Source organism: Methylothermaceae bacteria B42 (genome assembly GCA_001566965.1).
Taxonomy (GTDB): domain Bacteria; phylum Pseudomonadota; class Gammaproteobacteria; order Methylococcales; family Methylothermaceae; genus Methylohalobius.
This window is the reverse complement of sequence record LSNW01000038.1, coordinates 53,191-63,417: the sequence shown is the minus strand read 5'-3', so window position 1 is coordinate 63,417 and position 10,227 is coordinate 53,191. Positions and strand designations below refer to the sequence as shown.

At 50.2% G+C, this 10,227-nt stretch carries 12 protein-coding genes; 2 read left to right on the top strand and 10 right to left on the bottom strand.

Annotation, left to right across the window (positions count from 1 at the left end):
• The first annotated feature begins 523 nt into the window (after positions 1 to 523).
• Both AXA67_02060 and AXA67_02055 read left to right on the top strand, forming a co-directional pair.
• Positions 524 to 817, top strand: coding sequence for a plasmid maintenance system killer protein (locus AXA67_02060; GenBank protein ID KXJ39468.1), 294 nt, complete (start codon positions 524 to 526; stop codon positions 815 to 817).
• A gap of 7 nt (positions 818 to 824) precedes the next feature.
• Complete coding sequence (locus tag AXA67_02055; protein ID KXJ39462.1) at positions 825 to 1,142, top strand: XRE family transcriptional regulator; 318 nt, start codon at positions 825 to 827, stop codon at positions 1,140 to 1,142.
• Positions 1,143 to 1,503: 361 nt separating this feature from the next.
• Here AXA67_02055 and AXA67_02050 read toward each other — a convergent pair whose 3' ends face one another.
• From AXA67_02050 to AXA67_02005, 10 genes are all read right to left on the bottom strand, one after another.
• Entirely contained in the window at positions 1,504 to 1,755 is a 252-nt protein-coding gene (locus AXA67_02050; protein ID KXJ39461.1) for a hypothetical protein, read from the bottom strand.
• A 293-nt stretch (positions 1,756 to 2,048) separates the two neighbouring features.
• Positions 2,049 to 2,525 (bottom strand): chemotaxis protein CheW, encoded by a 477-nt coding sequence (locus AXA67_02045; GenBank protein ID KXJ39460.1) that lies wholly within the window; start codon positions 2,523 to 2,525, stop codon positions 2,049 to 2,051.
• Positions 2,526 to 2,741: 216 nt separating this feature from the next.
• The gene (locus AXA67_02040) at positions 2,742 to 3,341 is read right to left on the bottom strand and encodes a hypothetical protein (protein ID KXJ39459.1); all 600 of its coding nucleotides are present in this window, start codon (positions 3,339 to 3,341) and stop codon (positions 2,742 to 2,744) included.
• Positions 3,338 to 4,141, bottom strand: coding sequence for a cobalamin biosynthesis protein CobQ (locus tag AXA67_02035; GenBank protein KXJ39458.1), 804 nt, complete (start codon positions 4,139 to 4,141; stop codon positions 3,338 to 3,340). The genes AXA67_02040 and AXA67_02035 overlap by 4 nt, the downstream gene beginning before the upstream one ends.
• Positions 4,142 to 4,169: 28 nt before the next feature.
• Entirely contained in the window at positions 4,170 to 5,000 is an 831-nt protein-coding gene (locus AXA67_02030) for a hypothetical protein (GenBank protein ID KXJ39457.1), read from the bottom strand.
• Positions 4,997 to 5,737: a flagellar motor protein gene (gene motC / locus AXA67_02025; GenBank protein ID KXJ39456.1), complete on the bottom strand. Its 741-nt coding sequence runs from the start codon at positions 5,735 to 5,737 to the stop codon at positions 4,997 to 4,999. Before motC ends, AXA67_02030 begins: the two co-directional genes overlap by 4 nt.
• 4 nt (positions 5,738 to 5,741) lie before the next feature.
• Positions 5,742 to 6,440, bottom strand: coding sequence for a hypothetical protein (locus AXA67_02020; GenBank protein ID KXJ39455.1), 699 nt, complete (start codon positions 6,438 to 6,440; stop codon positions 5,742 to 5,744).
• Positions 6,441 to 6,450: 10 nt separating this feature from the next.
• On the bottom strand, positions 6,451 to 8,526 hold the full coding sequence (locus tag AXA67_02015; GenBank protein KXJ39454.1) for a chemotaxis protein CheA: 2,076 nt from the start codon (positions 8,524 to 8,526) through the stop codon (positions 6,451 to 6,453).
• A 348-nt stretch (positions 8,527 to 8,874) separates the two neighbouring features.
• On the bottom strand, positions 8,875 to 9,633 hold the full coding sequence (locus AXA67_02010; GenBank protein KXJ39453.1) for a chemotaxis protein CheZ: 759 nt from the start codon (positions 9,631 to 9,633) through the stop codon (positions 8,875 to 8,877).
• Positions 9,634 to 9,642: 9 nt separating this feature from the next.
• Positions 9,643 to 10,029: a histidine kinase gene (locus AXA67_02005; GenBank protein ID KXJ39452.1), complete on the bottom strand. Its 387-nt coding sequence runs from the start codon at positions 10,027 to 10,029 to the stop codon at positions 9,643 to 9,645.
• Positions 10,030 to 10,227 lie beyond the last annotated feature (198 nt).

Here is a 10,227-nt window from a genome sequence, read left to right as displayed (position 1 = left end):
CAAGCCTCATTTGATCGCCTCCTCTGTTTGATGCATTGACATCGTACACTTCATTCGAAGTTTGGATAGTGGCCAGTCAACTAACCCAAGTTCGACAGTTAGCAGTTTGAATAATCCTTCTTAGCCACGTAACCACGCGGTTTAGAGCCATTTATTCATCAAAATCGTGTAGTGCCAAAATCGGCTACGGCATTGCTTAAACGATATTGGCGTCTTAAAATTTGCGAACGATAAATCAATGATCTTTGAGAATTCCCACCTAATTTCAGGGCTTGTAGTGCAAATTTTTGAACTTCAGTCCAACAAATACAAAGACTTACAGCCTTAACTGTCGAACTTGGGAACTAAGCCCGTTTACCGGGGGAGGCGGTCATGAATAAGTATCAAAAGCATCAACTCGGACCGCAAAAAGCGCCGCTCCTATCGTCGCTCTGCTTTTTGCGTCCGGTCATGCAAATCATTATGCAGTTAAAAAATTGAAACCCCATCATGACTAGCATGAAATCCGTGCTATTATGATATGATGATTGTATCGTTTAAGGATAAAGGCACGGAAGATATATTTAATGGAGTAAATTCAAAGCAGGCAAGAAAAGCGTGCCCACAAACATTGTGGCAAATTGCAACAAGGAAGCTAGACCAATTAGATTCAGTTCAGGTATTGGAAGAGTTAAATGTGCCTCCGGGCAATCGTCTGGAAAGACTTTCCGGCGATAGAGAGGGTACGTATAGCATCCGTATCAATGAACAATATCGAATTTGTTTTATTTGGGATGATTCAGGTCCGGCAAATGTGGAAATAACAGATTATCATTAAGGTAAATATTATGAGGATTCCTACCCATAGAGAACCCACCCATCCAGGGGAAATGTTACGAGAAGAATTTCTTGTTCCCATGAACATAACACAACGTGAGCTTGCAGATGCGATACATGTTCCTTACCAGCGTATAAATGAGCTGGTTAATAAAAAGCGTGGGGTCACCCCAAGCACCGCTTTGCGGTTGGGTAAGTTTTTTGGTGTATCTCCAGATTTTTGGCTTAACCTACAAATCCGGTGGGAGTTATATAAGGCACAAAAAATCGAAAAAAATGAAATTGAATCAATTCGGGATTTTAAGCATGTGCAAAAATTGGCGTAACATCTATATAACCGCGGCTTGTCAATAGGCAAAACGAGTTTTTCTCCAAAATCATCGGATTTTGTGAATGCTCCACCGGCTAAAGCCGGTGGAGCATTCACAGCGAACGCCTCCCTCAGCCAAAATCCCAGCTGCTTGCAAGTGCAGAAACGGGTGGATTTATATCACAGCGCCCGTCATGATCTCTGGGGACGGGGGAGGCGCGAAGGAATGGATCTTGGTGGCATTCGGGTTCGGACGATGATCATTTGTGCACCGCAACGGGGAGTGGCAAGGCGGCTGCCAAGGCACTGTTGGGAAAGTTCGACGGTATCCTGATCGTATTTAGTTCAAACCCAATCAAAACTAGTACAGTACAACTTTATTTCCGCCCCGCTTCGTCCAAAATACGGGCTTTGAGCAACCGCATTGCAGTGCTTTCCGAGTACCATAACAGGGACAAGGGGTCCTGCCATTGGATTTGTTTTTGCCCTAGATAAATGACTTTTTTTCGCTGCCACCGGTACGAACGCAGGGCTATGCTATGGCAACTACGCTGGATTAAATTTTGTAACCACTCGAACATAATCTTCACCTCATGGAAGTCAAACAATAGATCTGATAGCGCATGCATCAGACCCGCTACTGTCCTCCTATGAAAAAGCTATATTCTTAGTTTTATGTTCCCTTTCAATTAATCCATGCAATTGTTACGCCACCGGTTGAAAACGGCCAGCCGCCAGTACTCTGTAACCAACTCTTTAAAACTACTATTCCGTTCGTTTGATCCGATTGCAAAATTTATTGACAAACTTCCCAATCTGGAAAATTTTTAACTACGTGTCGTCAGGATAACGCTTTCAAGCCGGTTTTGAAGCGTACTTTTATCGTTGTCAACCTCAAGCATTTCCTTGACAGGTGCAAAAATTACAGGCTTTCAATTTCCGCCAATTCTTCGTCAGTGAGAAACTTGTTTAAATCCACCAGAATCAAAAGCTGGCCATCCTGGCTGGTAACGCCCTGGATATAGCGGGAACTTTCTTCATTCCCTACATTGGGCGCGGACTCCATATCAGAGGCGCGCAATTCCACGACTTCCGCCACGCTATCCACCAAAATTCCGATTTCTTGATCGCCTGATTCTATGATGACGATACGGGAGAGATCATCGGGCTCCTTCGAAGGCAAGCCAAACCGGCTGCGGGTATCGACGACTGTCACCACATTGCCCCGCAGATTGATGATGCCGATGACATAATCGGGCGATCCGGGTACTGGCGCGATCTCGGTCACCCGCAGAACTTCTTGTACTTGCATGACATTAATGCCATAGGTTTCTTCGGCAAGTCGGAAAGTTACCCATTGCAGTAGTTCATCACCGAGTTTTTCAGCTGCATCTGCCATTGCTATTTCTCCACCAAAAATAAAATCATTTAATCTAACCTAAATTCTGCAAGTGATTCGGCATTCGGCTGCCAAATCAAGCCTTTATGCTGCGTTGGCCGCACCAATTTTATGCTCGAAGTAGCGCTGCTACTCCTGCGCAAAAATTGGCTTGCCGCCTTGCCTAAAGCTTTGCTTGACACCCTCGGTGCTCAAATTACTTGCAAAATTCAGGTCTCAAACCAATTTTTCAAAATCAATCAGGGCACAAGGAGATGTGGTCAACATGCCCAATAACCAGGGCCTGTGCGTTCTCTCTTGACGCCATTTCACCTGATTGGGATCCAGAATCACCATTTGCTCCACGCTATCGCAGGCCAGCGCCATCCCATCACCCACCAACAACATTTGATAAGCCGGCACCGGTTGCTTACCTGCTGGAAGAATTAGTTTTAAGGTATCTACCACCCAAACCTTCCTTTCTTCCAAGACAAATTCGCCCAGTGCCCAAGCCGGCTGTTCAGGTTGAGGAATGACTTGCGGCCAGGGAATGACTGCGTTCACTTGAAACTCGGGCAGGGCAAACTGCAACCCCCCCAGACCAAAGGGTTGGATAGCAAATTGCCCTGCCACCCATGCCGGACATCCTTCGGGCAAGACGACAGGTGGTGGCGTTTCCTCTAGAATCTTCTCCTCTTGCTGGGGTGCTACCTCAATTTCCTCGGCTTTCGGCTGAGAAGCATTTGACGCATTGGGCGAAAGCAGGGATTCAAAATATTGATCCAGCGGGGAATTGGCTTGTGTCATAAATTCTGCCCCTTCACTGATCCCGCTCATGCTGAAAGCGCCTGAGGTTCGTCGCTGACACTGGATTCCAGCAGAAACTCCAGCAATTGCTCATAAGCGATGGCCGCGCGGGAATTAGGGTAATACTGAGATACGGGTAGATGGGCCTCGCTGGCCTCCCGTAATTTGGTATCCACGGGAATCACGCCGGACCAAAGGCAATCTCCATGACGTTCTTGCAACAATTTGAGACTTTCAGAAGAAACCCGGGTACGGCGGTCGAACAAGGTTGGGACAATGGTGTAATCAAAGGGCCGCTTGCGGGAACGGGAGATCATGGCCAGGGTTCGCAGCATGCGCTCCAATCCCTGCAAGGAAAGGTATTCCGCCATCACCGGTACAATCAAACGATCGCAGGCCGCCAGGGCATTTACCATCAATACCCCAAGCATTGGCGGGGTATCGACCAAGACATAATCAAATTTCCCCCGGAGACGCTCAAGGGCTTTTTGCAGCACCAGCCCCAGTCCTTCAATGGCCCCCGCCTGGCGCTCCACAGTGGCCAGGGCCATGACTGCCGGTAATAGGGATAAATTGTCAAATGCCGTGGACTGAATATAGTTCTCTGGATTTTCTTCATGTTGATGACCCATGGCCTGGCGAAACAAGTCATAAACGCCGTGTTCTACCTTTTCAGGACTCATTTCAAAGTAACTGCTCAACGAACCATGGGGATCCAGGTCCACCATCAACACCCTGGCGCCTTGCTCTTGCAGCAGCCCCGCCAGAGTGGCAACCGTGGTGGTCTTACCCACGCCGCCTTTTTGATTGGAAATTGCCCATACTTGCATCGTCCTCACTCTCTCAATACATTGGTAGTCATGGCGCTGCCACTGCCTGCGTCAAATTTTTCCGCTCTTTGGAAAGCACTTGATAGCGGGCCAGATTCTTGGCCTGAAGCACCATCACCACCCGACGGTTCCGGTAGCGGCCTTCCTCACTGTTGTTATCGGCCACAGGATGATTTTCTCCATAGCCCACCGCCGCCAGTCGCTTTGGCGCAACGCCGGTTTCCACCAGTTTCCTTACAACACTGGCAGCGCGGGCAGCGGACAATTCCCAATTGGAGGGAAATTCGCGGGTCTGAATAGGCACGTTATCGGTATGTCCTTCAATATAGATTGGATTATCCGGCATCTCCCGGACAATTTCGGCCAGTTTACTGAGCACGGGATCGGCTGCCTTGGATAATTTGGCGCTGCCACTGGCAAACAGCATGCCGCTTTTCATCTCCACCGCCACCCAAAATTCATTGCGAGTGACCGCCACTAAATCATCATCCACGTAGGGCGCCAAAACCTCTTCAATTTGCTCGGAAATTTTCTGCAGCTTGATTTGCTCTTGGCCTTCTTCAGAAACAGGCTCGGTGACAGGTTTTGCAGCATTGACCAGAGCATCCAGTGGGTTCACGGTTTTCGGCGTTTCCCCTATCTGAATGGGATCCAAAGTTTTTTGCGAGGGTTCTTTAAAAGCCTTGTCCAATGATTCAGCGAGTACCTTATATTTACCTTCATTCAGGGAAGAGATGGCATACATCACCACAAAAAAGGCAAACAACAAGGTAATAAAGTCGGCATAGGAAACCAGCCACCGTTCGTGGTTTTCGTGTTCCTCGTCAAAAGCTCTGGCCCGGACTGATCTGGATTTCATTCCAAAAATCCGCTCAACTTGATTTCGATATTGCGGGGATTCTCTCCTTCGGCAATGGCGATAATGCCTTCAATCATCAGTTCCCGGGACAAGCTCAAGGCGCGGGCTTGTGCTTTAAGCTTGTTGGCGATAGGCAAAAACACCAGATTGGCCAATCCCACCCCGTAAATCGTCGCCACAAACGCCACTGCGATTCCGCTTCCCAATTTTTCTGGATCACTCAAGTTTTGCATGACTTGAATCAGGCCCAGCACCGCGCCCAAAATACCCAATGTGGGCGCATAACCGCCCATGGCCTCAAAAACCTTGGCGGCTTGAAAATCCTGCTGTTCTTTCGTCACCATCTCCAAAGACATGGCTTCGCGAATGATTTCAGTCTCATTGCCATCCACCAACAATTGCAGACCTTTATTGACGAAGCTGTCCTTTTCCCGGTCCAGCTCATTTTCAAGGCCCAACAACCCTTCCTTGCGAGCCTGGCCGCTCCACTGCACAATTTTTTTGATTTGTTGCCGCAACTGGATTTTCGGCGGCAGAAACACCCCCCCCGATTTTTTGACAGCCCTCAAGAAAACCGGTGGCGGCGTCTGCAACAGCACCGCGCCTAAAGTACCCCCCATCACAATCAGCATTGCCGGCCCATTGACCAAAAAGGACAAATCCCCGCCTTCCAGCATATTGCCAAAAACAACCGCGCCGATGCTTACAATTAATCCGACAATACTTAAGGGGTCCATATCGTTACATTTCCCTGAAGCGTTTGCCGATCTCATCCAAGCCGATGATTTGATCGGCTAGACCAGCATCGGCAACGGCTTTCGGCATACCATAAATGGTGCAACTCTGTTCATCTTGGACCCATATGCGGGCCCCTTTGCTTTTCAATATTTTGACGCCAAACCGTCCGTCCGCGCCCATGCCCGTCATGACAATGGCCAGCACCCTGCCCATAAACCGATGGGCAACCGAGGTAAAAGTAATGTCCGCACTGGGTTTGTAGAGTTCTTTATGCCTGGTAGCGCGGATTTTGATGGTCCGGTTGGCTTCCAACTCCATTTGCTTCCCGCCCGGCGCCAATAACGCCAGTCCAGGCTTTAACCGGTCCCCGTCCTCGGCTTCCCGTACTTCAATTTTGGATAATCGATTCAATCGCTCGGCAAAATCGCGGGTAAAATCCTTCGGCATGTGTTGCACCACCAAAATCGGGAATCCCACGTTAGTCTTCAGTTGAGGAAGAACCTTCTGCAGAGCCAAAGGCCCCCCGGTTGATGCGGCGATCAGCAACAACTGAAAAGGCGAATCTTTTCTTTCACCCTTAGGCTTATTTGCCCCGTTGACAGCAGATTTACTGTGGATTACTGCCACCATTAAGTCTTTAGGATACAGGCTTTTTCTGGGGGTTGGATTCGATACCCGAATCAATGCTTTGTTAACTACCATCTAATCATGGTCAGGCAGCATAGCGCTTCATTAGTCCGGGAACATCGAGAATCAACGCAATCATGCCATCTCCGGTAATCGTGGCCCCTGCCAGGCCTACCAGTCCGTGCAACTTGGCACCCAGAGCTTTGATGACCACTTCCTCCTGGCCAATCAAATGATCCACCACAAAACCAACGTGCCGTCCTCCCACATTCACCACTACCACATTGCCATCGTTTTGCGAGCGGATTTCACTACGCCGGCCGTGAATCAGCCAGTCTTTTAGGTAAAACAGGGGCAGTGCCTGCTCGCGGACAATAACCACTTCCTGGCCATCCACCACATTGGTCTGATTCAAGTCCAAATCCAGGATCTCCACAACGCTGGCCAAGGGCAAGGCAAAGGCTTGGTGTTCCAATTTCACCATCAGGGTGGGCATAATGGCTAATGTCAAAGGTACGCGGATAGTGAGCTTGGTGCCCTTCCCTTTTTCGGAATCGATATCCACGCTGCCATTCATCTGACTAATCCGGGTCTTCACCACATCCATGCCTACCCCACGCCCGGAAATATCGGATATCTCCGACTTGGTAGAAAATCCCGGCATGAAAATCAAATGAAAGCACTCCTTTTCGTCTAGGCGGGCGGCGCTTTCTTCATCCATTAACCCTTTTTCCACTGCTTTTTGACGCAACATTTCAGGGTCCATGCCCTTGCCATCGTCTTCAATGGTTAACTGGATATGATCACCTTCCTGGGCGGCAGTCAGCACCACCACGCCTTCGCGGGGCTTGCCTGCCTTTTCCCGCTCATCAGGCATCTCAATGCCGTGATCGACGGAATTGCGCACTAAATGCACCAAGGGATCGGCAAGCGCTTCCACCAGATTCTTGTCCAAATCCGTGTCCTCGCCGTGCATTTCCAACCGGATTTCCTTGTTGAGGCTGCGCGCCAAGTCCCTGACCACGCGGGGAAAACGGCCAAATACTTTCTTGATGGGCTGCATGCGGGTCTTCATGACCGCCAGCTGAAGGTCTGAAGTCACCACATCCAGATTCGCCACCGCTTTGGCCATGTCTTCGTTATCCAGGGCTTCGCGAAGGGTCTTGAACCGGTTCCGGACCAGGACCAATTCACCCACCATGTTCATGATTTCATCCAGGCGCTGGGTGTCCACCCGAACCGTGGTTTCCCCCGTCGGGGCTTTGGGCTTGCCGCCAGCAACCGCTTTCAACTGCGGGCGGGGCTTATCTTCCTGCTTGGGCGGCTTTGGTTTAGGCGGATCGGTTTTAGGTTTAACCTCGGCATTGGCAGGGCTTGATTTGACGCGTTCTTCAGACTGTTTAGCCACTGCTGCTTGATGTTTTCCAGGTCCATGGAGCTGATCCAGCAAGGCTTCGAACTCTTCTTCGGTAATCTCGTCATTATCAGCGGAAGTTGCGGAAGGTTTCGGCGATTGCGAGCCCTCTTCTTTTTTTCCTGGCGCGCCACTGGGACCGTGAAGTGAATCCAATAATTTTTCAAATTCTTCTTCGGTAATTTCATCAGCCGCAGGAACCGTTTCTTGGGGTTCTTGCACACCTTGGAGCATAGCTTCGAATTCTTGCTCAACGGGATCGGGTTCCGGTGGTTGCGCTTCGATTGACTCTGGTGTTGTTTCCGGTTGCTCGTTAACCGCTGCTTGTGGCGCCACCTCCACGGAAGCACTGCCATCATCAGGCACGGTAAATTGCGCCAGTGCATTAAGCAACGCGGGATCGGCCGAAGCAGGCTCCTGCCCGCCCCGAATCGCGTCAATCATCTCGTTGATGACATCCAACGCCTTGAGTACCGCATCCATCAAGGCAGGTTCCACCTTGCGGTCTCCCTGACGCAAGAGATTGAAAACATCTTCCGCCTTATGACACAGCTCCACCAGCGGAGTTATGCTCAAAAAGCCCGCCCCGCCCTTGACCGTATGAAATCCCCGGAAAATCGCGTTGAGCAGATCACTGTCTTCGGGCGATTGCTCCAGATCTACCAGTTGCTCGCCTAACTGCTCCAAGATTTCCCCGGCTTCTACCAGGAAGTCTTGGAGAATTTCGTCGTCAAAATCTATCGCCATGATGGAGATCTCCTTCCTTAACCCGAATATTGCACCAGCATCCCGGATGATGGCGCAGGACAGGTGCGGCTGGACGCAGGATTGGACTGACCAAATCGCCGGGAGCGATTTGGAACAGCTCCGCTGGCCCCGTAAGGGGCGAAGGGCAGGACGCCCGGAGTAAACCCATAGCCGTAGCTATGGGTTGAGGGAAATTCAAGTCCAGGCGTGCCTGGACAAGCCAGGGCCGGGATAGGATTCGGGCCAGGGACAAATTGCACCTCGTGAATAATGTGAAAATTTAGCATTTTCTTTCCCTAATTCAATAAATTACTTAAAGGCTCGAAACCGGCTGGTGCAATATTCGGGTTAAAACCCTAGACTGGACAATAAATCATCCACATCGTCCTGGTTGCTGACAGCTTCTGCCTTGTCTACCCCCGGAACTACCGGCCCCTCGGCTTCTACTTCGGGCTTCCCATGCCCGGTCTCCGGGGTAGAAGGTCCAATATGCCGGCTTGAAAAGCGGATCAATTCAATCAGGCTGTTTTCCACCTGTTGCACCAGTTCGATAACCTTGCGGATAATTTGCCCGGTCAAATCCTGAAAACTCTGCGCCATCAGCACTTCATTCAACTGCGCTTGCATTTGCGCCAGGGCGGGCGATATATCTTTAAAATAACTGCTAATTTCCCGGCTCATTTCCCGGAATTCCGCATAAGGCATTTCCCGTTGCAGAAACCGCTCCCAGCGGGCGCCCAAGTTATCGGTTTTTTCACTGAGAGAATTGATTTGCGGCAAGACCTCATCCAAAACGTTAAGCGTGGTGTTGGCCGCCTGATCGGTCATGGTGATGACATAATTCAAACGCTCGCGGGCATCGGGAATATCGTTTTCGGTAAGCTCTGCCAATTTGTTGTCCACCATGAAGCCTGTCAAAGCCTCGTGAAGCTGACGAGTTAATTTGCCAATCTCCTGAAAAAGCATGCTTTCCCGTACCCGGCCGATCTCATCCAAAATCCGGTCAGCCTCTGCTTCATCTCCTTGTTCCAGAGCAATCACCAAGGCTTTGGCGCGCTCCAGGCGTGCACTGAGGGATTCATCCAGTTCAGTTGTTACTGCTGCCATGAATTGCCCCTAAGCCGCCAGACGTTCAAAGATTTTTTCCAGCTTCTCTTTCAGAGTACCGGCGGTAAAAGGCTTGATAATATAGCCATTCACACCAGCCTGAGCGGCGGCAACAATCTGATCCCGGCGGGCCTCGGCCGTCACCATCAGTACCGGCATGGTTGATAACTTTTCGTCCGCTCGTACCGCCTTCAGCAGTTCAATGCCGGTCATGCCGGGCATATTCCAGTCGGTAATCAGCAAATCAAAGTCCCCGGCCTGCAGCTTGGGCAGCGCTGTTTGACCATCGTCAGCTTCGCTGATATTGGTAAACCCAAGTTCCCGCAGCAGGTTTTTAATGATCCTGCGCATGGTGGAAAAATCATCCACCACCAGGATTTTCATGTTCTTGTCCAACGCTCAACCCCTTGTCTGTCGTTTAACTCAATTAATAGTAAATATAGTCGTATTTTCGCGGTTGGCTGTGATTCATCCGATTGAAGAGATTTGGCGATATAATCCGATCGCCTAAGCTGGTGTTCCAGTCCTCCATCCGCGGGTGTTGGTGGCCCGGATGGCCACCATCAAGCCCCCAGGGATGGGTTCACTGCGTCC

Excerpts from the sequence above, each read along its gene's own strand:
- AXA67_02050 (KXJ39461.1), bottom strand. The coding sequence starts at position 1,755 with ATGCATGCGCTATCAGATCTATTGTTTGACTTCCATGAGGTGAAGATT.
- AXA67_02060 (KXJ39468.1), top strand. The coding sequence starts at position 524 with ATGATTGTATCGTTTAAGGATAAAGGCACGGAAGATATATTTAATGGA.
- AXA67_02020 (KXJ39455.1), bottom strand. The coding sequence starts at position 6,440 with ATGGTAGTTAACAAAGCATTGATTCGGGTATCGAATCCAACCCCCAGA.
- AXA67_02010 (KXJ39453.1), bottom strand. The coding sequence starts at position 9,633 with ATGGCAGCAGTAACAACTGAACTGGATGAATCCCTCAGTGCACGCCTG.
- AXA67_02030 (KXJ39457.1), bottom strand. The coding sequence starts at position 5,000 with ATGAAATCCAGATCAGTCCGGGCCAGAGCTTTTGACGAGGAACACGAA.
- AXA67_02035 (KXJ39458.1), bottom strand. The coding sequence starts at position 4,141 with ATGCAAGTATGGGCAATTTCCAATCAAAAAGGCGGCGTGGGTAAGACC.
- AXA67_02015 (KXJ39454.1), bottom strand. The coding sequence starts at position 8,526 with ATGGCGATAGATTTTGACGACGAAATTCTCCAAGACTTCCTGGTAGAA.
- AXA67_02040 (KXJ39459.1), bottom strand. The coding sequence starts at position 3,341 with ATGAGCGGGATCAGTGAAGGGGCAGAATTTATGACACAAGCCAATTCC.
- motC (KXJ39456.1), bottom strand. The coding sequence starts at position 5,737 with ATGGACCCCTTAAGTATTGTCGGATTAATTGTAAGCATCGGCGCGGTT.
- AXA67_02045 (KXJ39460.1), bottom strand. The coding sequence starts at position 2,525 with ATGGCAGATGCAGCTGAAAAACTCGGTGATGAACTACTGCAATGGGTA.